Here is an 18,680-nt window from a genome sequence, read left to right as displayed (position 1 = left end):
GGTTGCTAAAGTTCTCGGCTAATCGCTGATAACATTTGACGCAATGCGCAATAAAAGGGCATCATTTGATGCCCTTTTTGCACGCTTTCACACCAGAACCTGGCTCATCAGTGATTTTTTTTGTCATAATCATTGCTGAGACAGGCTCTGAAGAGGGCGTAAAGTCCGAAACGCAGCAGAGCATTTCGGTTTGGTCGCCTCGCATTTAACGCGGGGCGAAGATGTTTGTCTGAATTCTTGTGACAGGTTGGTTTATGAGTGCGAATACCGAAGCTCAAGGGAGCGGGCGCGGCCTGGAAGCGTTGAAGTGGGTTATCGTTGCCGTGCTGCTGATCGTAGCCATCGTAGGCAACTTCCTTTATCGCGACATTATGCTGGCGATCCGTGCGCTGGCTGTTGTGATTCTTATCGCTGCTGCCGGTGGCGTCGCTCTGTTAACGACAAAAGGTAAGGCGACTGTCGCCTTCGCCCGCGAAGCGAGAACCGAAGTCCGCAAAGTGATCTGGCCGACCCGCCAGGAAACGCTGCACACCACGCTGATTGTTGCTGCCGTAACTGCAGTAATGTCACTGATCCTGTGGGGACTGGATGGTATTCTGGTTCGCCTGGTATCCTTTATCACTGGCCTGAGGTTCTGAGATGTCTGAAGCTCCTAAAAAGCGCTGGTACGTCGTTCAGGCGTTTTCCGGTTTTGAAGGTCGCGTAGCTACGTCGCTGCGTGAACATATCAAATTACACAACATGGAAGAGTTGTTTGGCGAAGTCATGGTTCCGACCGAAGAAGTGGTTGAAATCCGTGGCGGCCAGCGTCGCAAAAGCGAACGCAAATTCTTCCCAGGCTACGTTCTGGTTCAGATGGTCATGAACGACGCGAGCTGGCACCTGGTGCGCAGCGTCCCGCGTGTGATGGGCTTCATCGGCGGTACTTCCGACCGTCCGGCGCCGATCAGCGACAAAGAAGTCGATGCCATCATGAACCGTCTGCAGCAGGTTGGCGATAAGCCGCGTCCGAAAACGCTGTTTGAGCCGGGCGAAATGGTTCGCGTCAACGATGGTCCATTTGCTGACTTTAACGGCGTTGTTGAAGAAGTGGACTACGAGAAGTCTCGCCTGAAAGTTTCCGTTTCTATCTTCGGTCGTGCGACTCCGGTAGAACTGGACTTCGGTCAGGTTGAGAAGGCGTAAGCCGGCGATCAAAAAAGCAGCGATTTAATCGTTGCATAGGGCGCGAAATTGGCATACAATTTCGCGCCTTTTGTTTTTATGGGCCTGGCCCGTAAAACGATGTTTAATCACGGGGAGCTTCTCTGAAGCGTTAATACCCAATTTGAGGATTTAAGAATGGCTAAGAAAGTACAAGCCTACGTCAAGCTGCAGGTTGCAGCTGGTATGGCAAACCCGAGTCCGCCGGTTGGTCCAGCACTGGGTCAGCAGGGCGTTAACATCATGGAATTCTGCAAAGCGTTCAACGCAAAAACTGAATCCATGGAAAAAGGTCTGCCAATCCCGGTTGTTATCACCGTTTACGCTGACCGTTCTTTCACTTTCGTTACCAAAACTCCGCCGGCAGCAGTTCTGCTGAAAAAAGCGGCTGGTATCAAGTCCGGCTCCGGTAAGCCGAACAAAGAGAAAGTTGGTAAAATTTCCCGCGCTCAGCTGCAGGAAATCGCGCAGACCAAAGCTGCCGACATGACTGGTGCCGACATTGAAGCGATGACTCGCTCCATCGAAGGTACTGCACGTTCCATGGGCCTGGTAGTGGAGGACTAAGAAATGGCTAAACTGACCAAGCGCATGTCCGTGATTCGTGAGAAAGTTGATGCAACTAAACAGTACGACATCAACGAAGCCATCTCTCTGCTGAAAGAACTGGCGACCGCTAAGTTCGTTGAAAGCGTTGACGTTGCTGTAAACCTGGGCATCGATGCTCGTAAATCTGACCAGAACGTACGTGGTGCAACTGTACTGCCGCACGGTACTGGCCGTTCTGTTCGCGTTGCCGTATTTGCACAGGGCCCGAACGCTGAAGCTGCTAAAGCTGCAGGCGCCGAGCTGGTAGGTATGGAAGATCTGGCTGACCAGATCAAGAAAGGCGAAATGAACTTTGACGTTGTTATTGCTTCCCCGGATGCAATGCGCGTTGTTGGCCAGCTGGGTCAGGTTCTGGGCCCGCGCGGCCTGATGCCAAACCCGAAAGTTGGTACCGTAACTCCTAACGTTGCTGAAGCGGTTAAGAACGCTAAAGCTGGTCAGGTTCGTTATCGTAACGACAAAAACGGCATCATCCACACCACCATCGGTAAAGTGGACTTTGACGCTGACAAACTGAAAGAAAACCTGGAAGCTCTGCTGGTTGCGCTGAAAAAAGCAAAACCGACTCAGGCTAAAGGCGTGTACATCAAGAAAGTTAGCATCTCCACCACCATGGGTGCAGGTGTTGCAGTAGATCAGGCTGGCCTGAACGCTTCTGCAAACTAATGCCTTTACGTGGGCGGTGATTTTGTCTACAATCTTACCCCCACGTTTGCTAACGAAAGTTAGCGGCTAACAGATTTGTTCGTTGGAGCCTGGCCTATCCAGGCCTCCGTCGAAGACCGCAGGTGTTTCGTAAGAAACTTAATCCCCTGCGTAGACGGTGACAGAACGCTAAGATTATTTTTGGATACTCTGGCTTGTTTCTGCTCACCGTATTAAGACGCTCTATTCGTTGAATAGAGTGAAGTGAGTTCCAGAGCATAAGCTCTGGCAAACATCCAGGAGCAAAGCTAATGGCTTTAAATCTTCAAGACAAACAAGCGATTGTTGCTGAAGTCAGCGAAGTAGCCAAAGGCGCGCTGTCTGCAGTAGTTGCGGATTCCCGTGGCGTAACTGTAGATAAAATGACTGAACTGCGTAAAGCAGGTCGTGAAGCTGGCGTTTACATGCGTGTTGTTCGTAACACCCTGCTGCGCCGCGTCGTTGAAGGTACTCCGTTCGAGTGCCTGAAAGACACGTTTGTTGGTCCGACCCTGATTGCATACTCTATGGAACACCCGGGCGCTGCTGCTCGTCTGTTCAAAGAGTTCGCGAAAGCGAATGCAAAATTTGAGGTCAAAGCCGCTGCCTTTGAAGGTGAGCTGATCCCGGCGTCGCAAATCGACCGCCTGGCAACTCTGCCGACCTACGAAGAAGCAATTGCACGCCTGATGGCAACCATGAAAGAAGCTTCGGCTGGCAAACTGGTTCGTACTCTGGCTGCTGTACGCGATGCGAAAGAAGCTGCTTAATCGCAGTTATCTTTGTAAAGCACTCGCTTACGTATAAACTTATTCTGATATTCAGGAACAATTTAAATGTCTATCACTAAAGATCAAATCATTGAAGCAGTATCCGCTATGTCCGTAATGGACGTTGTTGAGCTGATCTCTGCAATGGAAGAAAAATTCGGTGTTTCCGCTGCTGCTGCTGTAGCTGTAGCTGCTGGCCCGGCTGAAGCTGCTGAAGAAAAAACTGAATTCGACGTAATTCTGAAAGCTGCTGGCGCTAACAAAGTTGCTGTTATCAAAGCAGTACGTGGCGCGACTGGCCTGGGTCTGAAAGAAGCTAAAGACCTGGTAGAAGCTGCACCGGCTGCTCTGAAAGAAGGCATCAGCAAAGACGACGCTGAAGCTCTGAAAAAATCTCTGGAAGAAGCTGGCGCTGAAGTTGAAGTTAAATAAGCCAACCCTTCCGGTTGCAGCCTGAGAAATTAGGCTGAGGCTGGTGACTTTTTAGTCACCAGCCTTTTTGCGCTGTAAGGCGCCAGTAGCATTTCACACTGTTTGACTGCTGGTTTGCCTCACAATGCTTGTTTCTATCGACGACTTAATATACTGCGACAGGTTAGGGTTCCTGGGCTGTGTAAATCGCAATGAAATGGTTTAAGCGTGATAGCAACAGGCATTGCGGAAAGTGTTCCATTTTCCGGTCAACAAAATAGTGTTGCATAAAAAACTGCCCTTTCCGGGCAGATGGGTCGACTTGTCAGCGAGCTGAGGAACCCTATGGTTTACTCCTATACCGAGAAAAAACGTATTCGTAAGGATTTTGGTAAACGTCCACAAGTTCTGGATGTGCCTTATCTCCTTTCTATCCAGCTTGACTCGTTCCAGAAGTTTATCGAGCAAGATCCTGAAGGGCAGTATGGTCTGGAAGCAGCCTTCCGTTCCGTATTCCCGATTCAGAGCTACAGCGGTAATTCAGAGCTGCAATACGTCAGCTACCGTCTGGGCGAACCTGTTTTTGATGTTAAAGAATGTCAGATCCGTGGCGTGACGTATTCCGCACCGCTGCGCGTGAAACTGCGTCTGGTGATCTACGAGCGCGAAGCGCCGGAAGGCACCGTTAAAGACATTAAAGAACAAGAAGTCTACATGGGCGAAATCCCGCTCATGACCGACAATGGTACCTTCGTTATCAACGGTACCGAGCGTGTTATCGTTTCTCAGCTGCACCGTAGCCCGGGCGTCTTCTTTGACAGTGACAAAGGTAAGACTCACTCTTCCGGTAAGGTCCTGTATAACGCACGTATCATCCCTTACCGTGGTTCCTGGCTGGACTTCGAATTCGACCCGAAAGACAACCTGTTCGTTCGTATCGACCGTCGTCGTAAACTGCCTGCAACCATCATTCTGCGCGCGCTGAATTACACCACTGAGCAGATCCTTGACCTGTTCTTCGAGAAAGTGGTCTTTGAAATTCGCGACAACAAGCTGCAGATGGAGCTGGTACCGGAGCGTCTGCGCGGTGAAACCGCCTCCTTCGATATCGAAGCCAACGGTAAAGTGTACGTTGAGAAAGGCCGTCGTATTACCGCGCGCCATATTCGCCAACTGGAAAAAGACGATATCAAACATATCGAAGTTCCGGTTGAGTACATCGCGGGCAAAGTTGCTTCTAAAGACTACATCGACGAAGCGACTGGCGAACTGATCTGCCCGGCGAACATGGAGCTGAGCCTGGATCTGCTGGCTAAACTGAGCCAGTCCGGCCACAAGCGTATCGAAACGCTGTTCACCAACGATCTGGACCACGGTCCGTACATTTCTGAAACTGTACGCGTCGACCCAACCAACGATCGTCTGAGCGCGCTGGTAGAAATCTACCGCATGATGCGCCCGGGTGAGCCGCCGACTCGTGAAGCGGCTGAAAGCCTGTTTGAGAACCTGTTCTTCTCCGAAGACCGCTACGATCTGTCCGCGGTTGGTCGTATGAAGTTCAACCGTTCTCTGCTGCGCGACGAAATCGAAGGTTCCGGTATCCTGAGCAAAGACGACATCATCGAAGTGATGAAGAAGCTCATCGATATCCGTAACGGTAAAGGCGAAGTCGATGATATCGACCACCTCGGCAACCGTCGTATCCGTTCCGTTGGCGAAATGGCGGAAAACCAGTTCCGCGTTGGCCTGGTGCGTGTAGAGCGTGCGGTTAAAGAGCGTCTGTCTCTGGGCGATCTGGATACCCTGATGCCTCAGGATATGATCAACGCCAAGCCGATTTCCGCAGCAGTGAAAGAGTTCTTTGGTTCCAGCCAGCTGTCCCAGTTTATGGACCAGAACAACCCGCTGTCTGAGATTACGCACAAACGTCGTATCTCCGCACTCGGCCCAGGCGGTCTGACCCGTGAACGCGCAGGCTTCGAAGTTCGAGACGTACACCCGACTCACTACGGTCGCGTATGTCCAATCGAAACGCCTGAAGGTCCGAACATCGGTCTGATCAACTCCCTGTCCGTGTACGCACAGACTAACGAATACGGTTTCCTCGAGACCCCGTATCGTAAAGTGACCGACGGTGTTGTTACCGACGAAATTCATTACCTGTCTGCTATCGAAGAAGGTAACTACGTCATTGCTCAGGCGAACTCCAACCTGGATGACGAAGGCCACTTTGTTGAAGATCTGGTTACCTGCCGTAGTAAAGGCGAATCCAGCTTGTTCAGCCGCGACCAGGTTGACTACATGGACGTATCCACCCAGCAGGTGGTATCCGTCGGTGCGTCCCTGATCCCGTTCCTGGAACACGATGACGCCAACCGTGCATTGATGGGTGCGAACATGCAACGTCAGGCGGTTCCGACTCTGCGCGCTGATAAGCCGCTGGTTGGTACCGGTATGGAACGTGCTGTTGCCGTTGACTCCGGTGTTACTGCGGTGGCTAAACGTGGCGGTACCGTTCAGTACGTGGATGCTTCCCGTATCGTTATCAAAGTTAACGAAGACGAGATGTACCCGGGCGAAGCAGGTATCGACATCTATAACCTGACCAAGTACACCCGTTCTAACCAGAACACCTGCATCAACCAGATGCCTTGCGTGTCCCTGGGTGAACCAATTGAACGCGGCGACGTCCTGGCCGACGGCCCGTCCACCGACCTCGGTGAACTGGCGCTGGGTCAGAACATGCGCGTAGCGTTCATGCCGTGGAACGGCTACAACTTCGAAGACTCCATCCTCGTATCCGAGCGTGTTGTCCAGGAAGACCGTTTCACCACCATCCACATTCAGGAACTGGCATGCGTGTCCCGTGACACCAAGCTGGGGCCGGAAGAGATCACCGCTGACATCCCGAACGTGGGTGAAGCTGCGCTCTCTAAACTGGATGAATCCGGTATCGTTTATATCGGTGCGGAAGTGACCGGCGGCGACATTCTGGTTGGTAAGGTAACCCCGAAAGGTGAAACCCAGCTGACTCCGGAAGAGAAACTGCTGCGCGCGATCTTCGGTGAGAAAGCGTCTGACGTTAAAGACTCTTCTCTGCGCGTACCGAACGGTGTCTCTGGTACCGTTATCGACGTTCAGGTGTTTACCCGTGACGGCGTAGAAAAAGACAAGCGTGCTCTTGAGATCGAAGAGATGCAGCTGAAGCAGGCTAAAAAAGACCTGTCTGAAGAACTGCAGATCCTCGAAGCTGGTCTGTTCAGCCGTATCTACGCTGTGCTGGTTGCCGGTGGCGTTGAAGCTGACAAGCTCGACAAACTGCCGCGCGATCGCTGGCTGGAACTGGGCCTGACCGACGAAGAGAAACAAAATCAGCTGGAGCAACTGGCTGAGCAGTATGACGAACTGAAACACGAGTTCGAGAAAAAACTCGAAGCGAAACGCCGTAAAATCACCCAAGGCGACGATCTGGCACCGGGCGTGCTGAAGATTGTTAAGGTATACCTGGCCGTTAAACGTCGTATCCAGCCTGGTGATAAGATGGCAGGTCGTCACGGTAACAAGGGTGTTATCTCTAAGATCAACCCGATCGAAGATATGCCGCACGATGCTAACGGTACGCCGGTAGATATCGTACTAAACCCGCTGGGCGTACCGTCTCGTATGAACATCGGTCAGATCCTGGAAACTCACCTGGGTATGGCTGCCAAAGGTATCGGCGATAAGATCAACGCCATGCTGAAACAGCAGCAAGAAGTCGCGAAACTGCGCGAATTCATCCAGCGTGCTTACGATCTGGGCGCTGACGTTCGCCAGAAAGTTGACCTGAATACCTTCAGCGATGAAGAAGTTCTGCGTCTGGCTGAAAACCTGCGTAAAGGCATGCCGATCGCAACGCCGGTATTCGACGGTGCGAAAGAAGCTGAAATCAAAGAGCTGCTGCAGCTGGGCGACCTGCCGACTTCCGGTCAGATCACTCTGTTTGACGGCCGCACCGGTGAACAGTTCGAACGTCCGGTAACCGTGGGTTACATGTACATGCTGAAACTGAACCACCTGGTCGACGACAAAATGCACGCTCGTTCCACCGGTTCTTATAGCCTGGTTACTCAGCAGCCGCTGGGTGGTAAGGCGCAGTTCGGTGGTCAGCGCTTCGGTGAGATGGAAGTGTGGGCGCTGGAAGCATACGGCGCGGCCTACACCCTGCAGGAAATGCTCACCGTTAAGTCTGATGACGTGAACGGTCGTACCAAGATGTATAAAAACATCGTGGACGGCAACCACCAGATGGAACCGGGCATGCCGGAATCCTTCAACGTACTGTTGAAAGAAATCCGCTCGCTGGGCATCAACATCGAACTGGAAGACGAGTAACTCTCGCTCAAACAGGTCACTGGTGCCGGGGTAAAACCCGGCGCCAGATTGTGCTAACTCCGACGGGAGCAAATCCGTGAAAGACTTATTAAAGTTTCTGAAAGCGCAAACTAAAACCGAAGAGTTTGATGCGATCAAAATTGCTCTGGCATCGCCAGACATGATCCGTTCATGGTCTTTCGGTGAAGTTAAAAAGCCGGAAACCATTAACTACCGTACGTTCAAGCCAGAACGTGACGGTCTGTTCTGCGCTCGTATTTTCGGGCCAGTAAAAGACTATGAGTGCCTGTGCGGTAAGTACAAGCGCCTGAAACACCGTGGTGTTATCTGTGAGAAGTGCGGCGTTGAAGTGACCCAGACCAAAGTGCGTCGTGAGCGCATGGGCCACATCGAGCTGGCGTCTCCGACTGCCCACATCTGGTTCCTGAAGTCTCTGCCGTCCCGTATCGGTCTGCTGCTGGATATGCCGCTGCGTGATATCGAACGCGTACTGTACTTTGAATCTTATGTTGTTATCGAAGGTGGCATGACCAACCTCGAACGCAACCAGATTCTGACTGAAGAGCAGTACCTGGACGCGCTGGAAGAGTTCGGTGACGAATTCGACGCGAAGATGGGCGCCGAAGCTATTCAGGCCCTGCTGAAAAGCATGGACCTGGAGCAAGAGTGCGAGCAGCTGCGTGAAGAGCTGAACGAAACCAACTCCGAAACCAAGCGTAAAAAGCTGACCAAGCGCATTAAGCTGCTGGAAGCGTTCGTTCAATCTGGCAACAAGCCGGAGTGGATGATCCTGACCGTTCTGCCGGTTCTGCCGCCAGATCTGCGTCCGCTGGTTCCGCTGGATGGCGGTCGTTTTGCGACTTCTGACCTGAACGATCTGTATCGTCGCGTCATTAACCGTAACAACCGTCTGAAACGTCTGCTGGATCTGGCTGCGCCGGACATCATCGTACGCAACGAAAAACGTATGCTGCAGGAAGCGGTCGACGCCCTGCTGGATAACGGTCGTCGCGGTCGTGCGATCACCGGTTCCAACAAACGTCCTCTGAAATCTTTGGCCGATATGATCAAAGGTAAACAGGGTCGTTTCCGTCAGAACCTGCTCGGTAAGCGTGTTGACTACTCCGGTCGTTCTGTAATCACCGTAGGTCCATACCTGCGTCTGCATCAGTGCGGTCTGCCGAAGAAAATGGCGCTGGAGCTGTTCAAACCGTTCATCTACGGCAAGCTGGAACTGCGTGGCCTGGCCACCACCATCAAAGCCGCTAAGAAAATGGTTGAGCGCGAAGAAGCTGTCGTTTGGGATATCCTGGACGAAGTTATCCGCGAACACCCGGTACTGCTGAACCGTGCGCCAACACTGCACCGTTTGGGTATCCAGGCATTCGAACCGGTTCTGATCGAAGGTAAAGCTATTCAGCTGCACCCGCTGGTTTGTGCGGCATATAACGCCGACTTCGATGGTGACCAGATGGCTGTTCACGTACCGCTGACGCTGGAAGCCCAGCTGGAAGCGCGTGCGCTGATGATGTCTACCAACAACATCCTGTCCCCGGCGAACGGCGAACCAATCATCGTTCCGTCTCAGGACGTTGTACTGGGTCTGTACTACATGACCCGTGACTGTGTTAACGCCAAAGGCGAAGGCATGGTGCTGACTGGCCCGAAAGAAGCGGAGCGTATTTATCGCGCCGGTCTGGCCTCTCTGCATGCGCGCGTTAAAGTGCGTATCACCGAATACGAAAAAGACGACAATGGTGAGTTCGTCGCGAAGACCAGCCTGAAAGACACGACCATTGGCCGTGCCATTCTGTGGATGATCGTACCGAAAGGTCTGCCGTTCTCTATCGTGAACCAGGCGCTCGGTAAGAAAGCGATCTCCAAGATGCTGAACACCTGTTACCGTATTCTGGGTCTGAAACCGACCGTTATTTTTGCGGACCAGACGATGTACACCGGCTTTGCTTATGCAGCGCGTTCAGGTGCATCCGTTGGTATCGATGACATGGTCATCCCGGAGAAAAAATACGAAATCATCAGCGAAGCGGAAGCTGAAGTTGCTGAGATTCAGGAACAGTTCCAGTCTGGTCTGGTCACCGCGGGCGAACGCTACAACAAAGTTATCGATATCTGGGCTGCGGCGAACGATCGTGTATCCAAAGCGATGATGGATAACCTGCAAACCGAAACCGTTATTAACCGTGACGGTCAGGAAGAGCAGCAGGTTTCCTTCAACAGCATCTACATGATGGCCGACTCCGGTGCGCGTGGTTCTGCTGCACAGATTCGTCAGCTGGCTGGTATGCGTGGTCTGATGGCGAAGCCGGATGGCTCCATCATCGAAACGCCGATCACCGCGAACTTCCGTGAAGGTCTGAACGTACTCCAGTACTTCATCTCCACCCACGGTGCTCGTAAAGGTCTGGCGGATACCGCACTGAAGACAGCGAACTCCGGTTACCTGACTCGTCGTCTGGTTGACGTTGCGCAGGACCTGGTTGTCACTGAAGACGACTGCGGCACCCTGGAAGGCATCACCATGACGCCGGTTATCGAAGGTGGCGATGTTAAAGAGCCGCTGCGCGATCGCGTACTGGGTCGTGTGACTGCTGAAGACGTTCTGAAGCCGGGTACCGCGGACATTCTGGTTCCACGCAACACGCTGCTGCACGAGCACTGGTGTGATCTGCTGGAAGAGAACTCCGTTGACTCCGTCAAAGTTCGTTCCGTTGTATCCTGTGACACCGACTTTGGTGTATGTGCGCACTGCTACGGTCGTGACCTGGCGCGTGGCCACATCATCAACAAAGGTGAGGCTATCGGCGTTATCGCGGCACAGTCCATCGGTGAGCCGGGTACACAGCTGACGATGCGTACGTTCCACATCGGTGGTGCGGCATCTCGTGCGGCTGCTGAATCCAGCATCCAGGTGAAAAACAAAGGTAGCATCCGTCTGAGCAACGCGAAGTCGGTTGTGAACTCCAGCGGTAAACTGGTTATCACCTCTCGTAACACCGAACTGAAGCTGATCGACGAATTCGGTCGTACGAAAGAAAGCTATAAAGTGCCTTACGGCTCCGTTATGGCTAAAGGCGATGGCGAACAGGTTGCTGGCGGTGAAACCGTTGCAAACTGGGATCCGCATACCATGCCGGTTATCACCGAAGTGAGTGGTTTTGTCCGCTTCACTGACATGATCGACGGCCAGACCATTACTCGTCAGACCGACGAGCTGACCGGTCTGTCTTCGCTGGTGGTTCTGGATTCCGCAGAACGTACCTCCGGTGGTAAAGATCTGCGTCCGGCGCTGAAAATTGTTGATGCTCAGGGCAACGACGTTCTGATCCCAGGCACCGATATGCCTGCTCAGTACTTCCTGCCGGGTAAAGCGATTGTTCAGCTGGAAGATGGCGTACAGATCAGCTCTGGTGACACCCTGGCGCGTGTACCGCAGGAATCTGGCGGTACCAAGGACATCACCGGTGGTCTGCCGCGCGTTGCGGATCTGTTCGAAGCACGTCGTCCGAAAGAGCCGGCAATCCTGGCTGAAATCAGCGGCATCATTTCCTTCGGTAAAGAAACCAAAGGGAAACGTCGTCTGGTTATCACCCCGGTAGACGGTAGCGAACCGTACGAAGAGATGATCCCGAAATGGCGTCAGCTGAACGTGTTCGAAGGTGAACGTGTAGAACGTGGTGACGTGGTTTCCGACGGTCCGGAAGCGCCGCACGACATTCTGCGTCTTCGTGGCGTACACGCGGTAACGCGTTACATCACCAACGAAGTGCAGGACGTTTATCGTCTGCAAGGCGTTAAGATTAACGATAAGCACATTGAAGTTATCGTTCGTCAGATGCTGCGTAAAGCGACCATCGAAAGTGCTGGTAGCTCTGACTTCCTCGAAGGCGAGCAGGTTGAATACTCCCGCGTTAAGATCGCTAACCGCGAGCTTGAAGCGAATGGCAAAGTTGCGGCAACCTATTCCCGCGACCTGCTGGGTATCACCAAAGCGTCTCTGGCAACCGAGTCCTTCATCTCCGCGGCATCGTTCCAGGAGACCACTCGCGTGCTGACCGAAGCAGCCGTTGCGGGCAAACGCGACGAACTGCGCGGTCTGAAAGAGAACGTCATCGTGGGTCGTCTGATCCCGGCGGGTACCGGTTATGCGTACCACCAGGATCGTATGCGCCGTCGCGCAGCAGGCGAGCAGCCGGCTGCACCGCAGGTGAGCGTAGAAGAAGCGTCTGCCAACCTGGCAGAACTGCTGAACGCAGGCTTGGGCGGTTCTGACAACGATTAATCGTTGATTCGCTAAGCGCTTAAAAGCCAGTCAGGTTTCCTGACTGGCTTTTTTATTATCTGTCGATTTATTTCACCTAAACTGAATTACATTTATTTAATGTAATTGCCGCAATTAATTAGCAAATTAAACATTCTTGATAATTATCTATTTGCTATTTCTTTATGCCATCACTAATCGATGGATAAAAATTCTACATGTATCAAAAAATAAGCGCCGCAAACGCTATATAGTCAAAACACTCAAAGAATCATGTGATTACTTTCCCAGTCCTTTTCGGTTTACTGCAACTGAGGGGTTCGCTGCGCCTGTTAAAAGGCAATGGAGGAGGTGAGCAAAAATAAAAATAAAACGGAGAGTATTGTCGTTATTTAATGGATAGCTTCTGGGGGATGCATGGAATTTGCTATACAGCTCATCATTATCTTAATTTGTCTGTTCTACGGCGCGAAAAAGGGTGGTATTGCGCTCGGTCTTTTAGGCGGCATTGGCTTAGTTATCTTAGTTTTTGTCTTTCATCTTAAACCAGGAAAGCCACCGGTTGATGTCATGCTGGTCATTATCGCGGTGGTGGCCGCCTCGGCGACGCTACAGGCATCCGGCGGTTTAGACGTGATGCTGCAGATTGCCGAGAAGCTCCTGCGGCGCAATCCCAAATATGTTTCTATCGTCGCGCCATTCGTCACCTGTACGTTGACGATCCTGTGCGGTACCGGGCACGTGGTGTATACGATCCTGCCAATTATTTACGACGTGGCGATTAAAAATAATATTCGCCCGGAACGGCCGATGGCGGCGAGCTCGATTGGCGCCCAGATGGGGATCATTGCCAGCCCGGTTTCGGTGGCGGTGGTCTCGCTGGTGGCGATGCTCGGAAACTTTACCTTTAACGGTAAGCATCTTGAGTTTCTCGATCTACTGGCGATAACCATTCCGTCAACGCTGCTGGGGATCCTGGCGATTGGTATCTTCAGTTGGTTCCGCGGTAAGGACCTTGATAAAGACGAGACCTTCCAGGCGTTTATTGCGATACCGGAAAACCGTCATTATGTTTATGGCGATACGGCCACGCTATTGGATAAAAAGCTGCCGACCAGCAACTGGATTGCGATGTGGATCTTCCTTGCCTCAATTGCCGTGGTGGCGCTGTTGGGCGCGTTTTCCGAACTGCGTCCGGCGTTCGATGATAAGCCTCTCTCAATGGTACTGGTGATCCAGATGTTTATGCTGCTCTCCGGGGCGCTTATCATCATCATTACCAAAACTAACCCGGCATCGATTTCAAAAAATGAGGTTTTCCGCTCGGGGATGATCGCTATCGTCGCGGTATATGGTATCGCATGGATGGCGGAAACCATGTTCGGCGCGCACATGACCGAGATTAAAGGCGTGCTCGGAGAGATGGTGAAGGAGTACCCGTGGGCCTACGCTATCGTGCTGTTATTGGTATCGAAGTTCGTCAACTCCCAGGCGGCGGCGCTGGCGGCGATTGTTCCGGTAGCGCTGGCGATCGGCGTTGACCCGGCCTATATCGTCGCTTCCGCGCCCGCCTGCTACGGCTATTATATCCTGCCGACCTACCCAAGCGATCTGGCGGCGATTCAGTTTGACCGTTCAGGCACGACCCATATTGGCCGCTTCGTCATAAACCATAGCTTTATCCTGCCGGGATTAATTGGCGTGAGCGTTTCTTGCGTCTTTGGCTGGGTGTTCGCGGCGATGTACGGTTTTCTGTAAGTGAGACAGGCGCCGCTGGCGGCGCCTGATGATTCATCGGGATTATTGTGCGGGCGGCAGGCGGCGATACAGTTCGATCATATCGGTCGCTAAATCCTGAATCACCATCGCGTTCATCAGATGGTCCTGCGAGTGCACGGTAATCAGGTTCACCGGCAGCTTGCCGCTGCCTTCATCCAGGCCGATAAGCTGGGTCTGGATTTTATGCGCATGCTTCACAAACTCGTGTGAGTCTGCCATAGCCTGTTCGGCGGCGGCGAAATCGCCTTTACGCGCCTGCTGTAGGGCGGTGAGGGCAGAACTGCGCGCGGAGCCGGCGTTGACCAGCAGCTCCATGATAATCGTCTCTAAATCTTCCATGCCTTACTCCATCAGCTTCAGGGCTTTATCCAGAACGGCATCGCCTTTCATCATGCCGTAATCCATCATATCGATAACGGCGACCTTTTTACCGACCGGGTCGGCTAGCGCCTGTAATTTCGCCTGCTCATACTTCACCTGTGGGCCGAGCAGGATAATATCCGCCGCGGCCAGGTTATCCTTGAACTCCGCTACCGGCACGGCTTTGATCGAGACTTCGATGCCTTTCTTTTGCGCGGCGTCTTTCATGCGTTGCACCAGCATGCTGGTGGACATTCCTGCGGCACAGCATAAAACGATATTCTTCATAGTTTCATCGCCCTTATGTATGTTCCTTGATGCATCATCTTTATCGCGGGCGGCGGCGCGGCACAACCGCTTCACCATGATTGTGTGTAAAACATCACAAAAAATGAAACCGGTTTCAATTTTGCAGCGGCAGAGATAAAAAGGCCCGCAAAAGCGGGCTATCAGGGAGTTATGCTCAGGCGCGAACGATTCGGTTCTTGCCCTGCTGTTTGGCCTTATACAACGCTTCATCCACGCTAACGACCAGTTTTTCCAGCGGCTCCATATTCCATTCCCCGAGGCCGGCGCTAAAGGTGACGGTTAATCCTTCTTCGCGCCAGGTTCGGCTGGCAACGTTAAGACGCCAGCTCTCCAGAATGGTGAGCGCATTGTCGATATGTTCGGCAGGGAAGATGACGGCAAACTCTTCGCCGCCGTAGCGGTAAAGCGAGATCTCCTGCGGCTGCAGGATCTGTATCCCTTCACGCGCGACGTTGCGCAGCACGATGTCGCCATTGAGATGGCCCCAGGTATCGTTAATTGATTTAAAGTTATCGATATCGACCAACGCGAGGGCGAAAGGCTGGTGATCGTTCATCAGCGCGGCGATATCGCTGTCGAAGGCGCGACGGTTTTTGCAGCCGGTTAGCGCATCGATGGTGGCCTGGCGGACATAGGTGAGCTCGCGCTGCTTATTGCTCTCGATAGCCTTGCTGAGCATGGCTTCCAGCCGCGGCGCGCGTTTGACGTCGCCGGTCTTAATGGCGTTAATGATGTTCATCAGTACGGTACGCGAAGCGTGGCGCAGATACAGCCCGAACAGGACGATGACAATGGCGGCGAGGGCGAAACCCCAGGCGACAATATCGGTTTCATAGCGCGTCAGGTCGGCAAGGGTGGTATCGGTGACGCGGAAAATAACGAACCAGTCGGGGTTGGTAAAGGAATAGTAGTAGTACCAGGCCTTATGTTCCTCATCATAAAGTTGGCCTTCCGCGCTGGTCATTTTGTCCATCAGTTCCGCGCTAACGTAGGTTTTAAATAGCGCGCCGGTATCGGGATGGATCACCACTTTGCCGTCGCGTTGTACGACAAAAAACTCCCCCTGTACCGGCGAGACAATCTGCCGTAACGCGTAGCCCATCGAGGTCAGATCCATATGAAACGCCAGGCTACCTTTAAGCCTCCCCTGCGGCGAAATGACAGGCCGGTAGACGGTGACGGTAGGATGGTGGGTGAAGTAGTCAAGGTAAGGAGTAGTATAGAGACTGAATGTACTGGCTTCCGCCTGACGAATAAACCAGGGGCGCGTTTTCGGATCAAACGTGCGGCTCTCATCGCCTTCCATCACTTCGGGAGCGCGCAGATAATGGCCGAGAGTATCGGCAAGCGAAATGGAGGAGACTGTCGGCATCAGCTCCTGCAGACGCATCAAGTCGTCCAGACCCTTTTGCGGATTGACATTTACGGCGATATTGAGCGCATCGTCACGGGCAAAGTATTTCGTCGCGCGCGCCAGAATGTAGTCATTCTCGCGCAGCAGCGATTCGGTGTAGTTCACCGCAAGGTTATGGGTGAAGTTACGGTTAATATGATGATAATCTTCAAGAAAGTTTTTCTTTTGCGTCGCGGTAACAAAGATTGCAATCAGTAAAAAACTGAGCAAAATCCCCGCAAACCCCACTACGATTGGCGTAGTAAAAGAGAGCTTTCTGTTGTGGCGTGCCATAAGTTGTTAATCGTCCGGGATTTATAAACCGTGGGTTTAGACGCAGGTTAAGCCAGCATGCCTGCTTAGCGAATCAGGTAACTATCGCTAAATTATAACGCTGAGTGCGCTCAGCATCGTGATTAATATTCGATAACAATATGTTTGCGGCAGTGCGGACGGTAGAGGCAGGGCGAAGAGAGGAAAGAAAAATTCGCCCTGGTCAGCGTCCGCTGCTGACCAGGGCAGAATAGAAAAACGACGGCAGTTCGGCGAGCCTCCGTTTTTCATCTCTCGTGCAGGCACGCAAAATAATCAGCTGCTTGCAGCATGCTTTATGATGATTGCGAGGCGCGTCCCAGCCAGCTATCCCAGTCTTTCCATACCGGCTGCAGACCACGGGCGGTCAGCGCGCTGGCGACTTCTTCAGGGCGGCGATCGTCGTGTGGCGCAAATTGCTCAAGTTCCGGATGATCGTCGGCGTAGCCGCCGGGCTGGGTTTTGGAGAACGCGCTAACGTTGTTAATCGCCAGCGGGATCACCCGGTCGCGGAACCACGGTGATTCACGGGTCGATAGCGACAGCTCAACCTCCGGCGCCAGCAGGCGGAAAGCGCAAATCGTCTGCACCAGCTGACGTTCGTCCATTAATGAGGCTGGCGTAATGCCTCCGGCGCAAGGGCGTAAACGCGGGAAGGAGATAGAGTAGCGGCTGCGCCAGTAGCGCTGCTGTAGCCACAGCAGATGTTCGGCGACCATAAAGCAGTCCACCCGCCAGCTGTCGGAAAGACCAATGAGCGCGCCGAGGCCGATCTTGTCGATCCCCGCTTCGCCCAGCCGATCCGGCGTATCCAGACGCCAGAAGAAATCCTGCTTTTTACCTTTCAAGTGATGCTGGGCATACATGCCTTCATGGTAGGTCTCCTGATAGACCATCACCCCATCAAGCCCCAGCGTTTTTAGTTCGGCATACTCGTCGGTCGCCAGCGGCTGCACTTCCATATGCAGCGAGGCAAACTGGCGGCGGATGGATGGTAGATGCTGGCGGAAATAATCCATTCCAACCTTACTCTGATGTTCGCCGGTGACCAGTAACAAATGCTCAAAGCCTAAATCGCGGATTGCAGTGCATTCGCGGGCAATCTCTGCTGCATCCAGCGTCTTGCGCTTAATGCGATTACTCATTGAGAAGCCGCAGTAGGTACAGTCGTTGGCGCACAGGTTGGACAAATACAGCGGTACGTAAAAGCTGACGGTGTTGCCGAAGCGCTGGCGGGTGAGGCGCTGCGCGCGTTGGGCCAGCGGTTCAAGGTAATCGGCCGCGGCAGGAGAGAGCAGGGCCATCATATCATCGCGGGTGAGCTGCTTTGCCGCCAGCGCCCGTTCGACGTCGGCGGCGGTTTTGCTGTTGATGCGCAGGCGGATGTCATCCCACTCCAGCTGCCGCCAGCGATCGCTAAAAGTTTTCATGCCAGCGCCTCCAGAAAGCCGGTCAGCGGGCTGGTGGCCTGCGCCTGAGTACTGCGCGTTCCCGGTCCGGCCTGACGCGCCAGCAATCCGGCATCGACCGCCATGCGGAAGGCGCGAGCCATGGCGACAGGATCGTCGGCGACGGCAATGGCGGTGTTGACCAGTACCGCATCAGCGCCCATCTCCAGCGCCTGCGCCGCGTGGCTTGGCACGCCAATCCCGGCATCAACCACCACCGGTACCGTCGCCTGTTCGATAATAATCTCCAGCATGGCTTTGGTTTCCAGCCCTTGGTTGGAGCCTATCGGCGCGCCCAGCGGCATCACCGCCGCGCAGCCGACCTCTTCCAGCCGTTTGCACAGGACCGGGTCGGCGCCGCAATAGGGCAGGACGACAAACCCTTCGCGCACCAGCAGCTCCGCCGCCTTCAGGGTTTCAATGGGGTCAGGCAGCAGCCAGCGGGCGTCCGGGTGGATCTCCAGTTTCAGCCAGTGGGTGCCTAAGGCTTCCCGCGCCAGGCGGGCGGCAAAAACCGCTTCTTCCGCCGTCTTGGCGCCTGAGGTATTCGGCAGCAGGTTAACGCCCGCCGCCAGCAGCGGCGCGAGAATCGCGTCATTATGCTGGCGTAAATCGACGCGCTTCATCGCCAGCGTCACCAGCTGGCTTCCCGAGGCGCGAATCGCCTCGACCATCACCTCTGGGGCGGCGAATTTGCCGGTTCCGGTAAAAAGGTGGGATTCAAATGTCTTATCAGCAATACGTAACAT

At 53.5% G+C, this 18,680-nt stretch carries 14 protein-coding genes; 9 read left to right on the top strand and 5 right to left on the bottom strand.

Annotated features, from left to right (window positions below; translation table 11 throughout):
* Positions 1-254: 254 nt before the first annotated feature.
* The 9 genes from secE to ACSEMK_RS23170 all read left to right on the top strand — a co-directional run bounded on the left by secE (position 255) and on the right by ACSEMK_RS23170 (position 14,088).
* On the top strand, positions 255-638 hold the full coding sequence (gene secE, locus ACSEMK_RS23210) for a preprotein translocase subunit SecE (RefSeq protein ID WP_015368827.1): 384 nt from the start codon (positions 255-257) through the stop codon (positions 636-638).
* Position 639: 1 nt separating this feature from the next.
* Positions 640-1,185, top strand: a complete 546-nt coding sequence (gene nusG, locus ACSEMK_RS23205; protein ID WP_007665882.1) for a transcription termination/antitermination protein NusG — start codon at positions 640-642, stop codon at positions 1,183-1,185.
* A 156-nt stretch (positions 1,186-1,341) separates the two neighbouring features.
* Positions 1,342-1,770: a 50S ribosomal protein L11 gene (gene rplK / locus ACSEMK_RS23200; protein WP_020079906.1), complete on the top strand. Its 429-nt coding sequence runs from the start codon at positions 1,342-1,344 to the stop codon at positions 1,768-1,770.
* A gap of 3 nt (positions 1,771-1,773) precedes the next feature.
* Positions 1,774-2,478, top strand: coding sequence for a 50S ribosomal protein L1 (rplA, locus tag ACSEMK_RS23195; protein ID WP_015368826.1), 705 nt, complete (start codon positions 1,774-1,776; stop codon positions 2,476-2,478).
* A gap of 290 nt (positions 2,479-2,768) precedes the next feature.
* Positions 2,769-3,266, top strand: a complete 498-nt coding sequence (gene rplJ, locus ACSEMK_RS23190; protein WP_004097644.1) for a 50S ribosomal protein L10 — start codon at positions 2,769-2,771, stop codon at positions 3,264-3,266.
* 66 nt (positions 3,267-3,332) lie between these two features.
* Positions 3,333-3,698 carry a 50S ribosomal protein L7/L12 gene (gene rplL, locus ACSEMK_RS23185; protein ID WP_087859253.1) on the top strand — a complete coding sequence of 122 codons (366 nt, stop codon included), beginning with the start codon at positions 3,333-3,335 and terminating at the stop codon, positions 3,696-3,698.
* A 324-nt stretch (positions 3,699-4,022) separates the two neighbouring features.
* Entirely contained in the window at positions 4,023-8,051 is a 4,029-nt protein-coding gene (gene rpoB, locus ACSEMK_RS23180) for a DNA-directed RNA polymerase subunit beta (protein ID WP_015704004.1), read from the top strand.
* 76 nt (positions 8,052-8,127) lie between these two features.
* Positions 8,128-12,351, top strand: a complete 4,224-nt coding sequence (gene rpoC / locus ACSEMK_RS23175; RefSeq protein WP_045397360.1) for a DNA-directed RNA polymerase subunit beta' — start codon at positions 8,128-8,130, stop codon at positions 12,349-12,351.
* Between the two features lie 396 nt (positions 12,352-12,747).
* Complete coding sequence (locus ACSEMK_RS23170; RefSeq protein ID WP_213795085.1) at positions 12,748-14,088, top strand: anaerobic C4-dicarboxylate transporter; 1,341 nt, start codon at positions 12,748-12,750, stop codon at positions 14,086-14,088.
* Positions 14,089-14,130: 42 nt separating this feature from the next.
* Here the strand turns inward: ACSEMK_RS23170 and ACSEMK_RS23165 are convergent, their stop codons facing one another.
* From ACSEMK_RS23165 to thiG, 5 genes are all read right to left on the bottom strand, one after another.
* Positions 14,131-14,448, bottom strand: a complete 318-nt coding sequence (locus ACSEMK_RS23165; protein WP_015704005.1) for a PTS lactose/cellobiose transporter subunit IIA — start codon at positions 14,446-14,448, stop codon at positions 14,131-14,133.
* Positions 14,449-14,451: 3 nt separating this feature from the next.
* A complete protein-coding gene (locus ACSEMK_RS23160) occupies positions 14,452-14,757 on the bottom strand; it encodes a PTS sugar transporter subunit IIB (RefSeq protein ID WP_045380683.1) in 306 nt (101 codons plus the stop codon).
* 175 nt (positions 14,758-14,932) lie between these two features.
* Positions 14,933-16,465, bottom strand: coding sequence for a sensor domain-containing diguanylate cyclase (locus tag ACSEMK_RS23155; RefSeq protein ID WP_213795086.1), 1,533 nt, complete (start codon positions 16,463-16,465; stop codon positions 14,933-14,935).
* A 314-nt stretch (positions 16,466-16,779) separates the two neighbouring features.
* On the bottom strand, positions 16,780-17,913 hold the full coding sequence (gene thiH / locus ACSEMK_RS23150) for a 2-iminoacetate synthase ThiH (RefSeq protein ID WP_430915537.1): 1,134 nt from the start codon (positions 17,911-17,913) through the stop codon (positions 16,780-16,782).
* Positions 17,910-18,680 carry a thiazole synthase gene (gene thiG / locus ACSEMK_RS23145; RefSeq protein ID WP_087859255.1) on the bottom strand — a complete coding sequence of 257 codons (771 nt, stop codon included), beginning with the start codon at positions 18,678-18,680 and terminating at the stop codon, positions 17,910-17,912. The genes thiH and thiG overlap by 4 nt, the downstream gene beginning before the upstream one ends.

The sequence above is a fragment of the Klebsiella sp. K-3 genome (genome assembly GCF_051207495.1).
Classification (GTDB): domain Bacteria; phylum Pseudomonadota; class Gammaproteobacteria; order Enterobacterales; family Enterobacteriaceae; genus Klebsiella; species Klebsiella aerogenes.
The sequence above is the reverse complement of the archived record's forward strand: the minus strand, read 5'-3'. Positions and strand labels throughout refer to the sequence as shown.

Excerpts from the sequence above, each read along its gene's own strand:
- thiH (WP_430915537.1), bottom strand. The coding sequence starts at position 17,913 with ATGAAAACTTTTAGCGATCGCTGGCGGCAGCTGGAGTGGGATGACATC.
- rplL (WP_087859253.1), top strand. The coding sequence starts at position 3,333 with ATGTCTATCACTAAAGATCAAATCATTGAAGCAGTATCCGCTATGTCC.
- thiG (WP_087859255.1), bottom strand. The coding sequence starts at position 18,680 with ATGTTACGTATTGCTGATAAGACATTTGAATCCCACCTTTTTACCGGA.
- rplJ (WP_004097644.1), top strand. The coding sequence starts at position 2,769 with ATGGCTTTAAATCTTCAAGACAAACAAGCGATTGTTGCTGAAGTCAGC.
- rplK (WP_020079906.1), top strand. The coding sequence starts at position 1,342 with ATGGCTAAGAAAGTACAAGCCTACGTCAAGCTGCAGGTTGCAGCTGGT.
- secE (WP_015368827.1), top strand. The coding sequence starts at position 255 with ATGAGTGCGAATACCGAAGCTCAAGGGAGCGGGCGCGGCCTGGAAGCG.
- rpoB (WP_015704004.1), top strand. The coding sequence starts at position 4,023 with ATGGTTTACTCCTATACCGAGAAAAAACGTATTCGTAAGGATTTTGGT.
- ACSEMK_RS23170 (WP_213795085.1), top strand. The coding sequence starts at position 12,748 with ATGGAATTTGCTATACAGCTCATCATTATCTTAATTTGTCTGTTCTAC.
- nusG (WP_007665882.1), top strand. The coding sequence starts at position 640 with ATGTCTGAAGCTCCTAAAAAGCGCTGGTACGTCGTTCAGGCGTTTTCC.
- ACSEMK_RS23160 (WP_045380683.1), bottom strand. The coding sequence starts at position 14,757 with ATGAAGAATATCGTTTTATGCTGTGCCGCAGGAATGTCCACCAGCATG.
- rplA (WP_015368826.1), top strand. The coding sequence starts at position 1,774 with ATGGCTAAACTGACCAAGCGCATGTCCGTGATTCGTGAGAAAGTTGAT.
- ACSEMK_RS23155 (WP_213795086.1), bottom strand. The coding sequence starts at position 16,465 with ATGGCACGCCACAACAGAAAGCTCTCTTTTACTACGCCAATCGTAGTG.
- ACSEMK_RS23165 (WP_015704005.1), bottom strand. The coding sequence starts at position 14,448 with ATGGAAGATTTAGAGACGATTATCATGGAGCTGCTGGTCAACGCCGGC.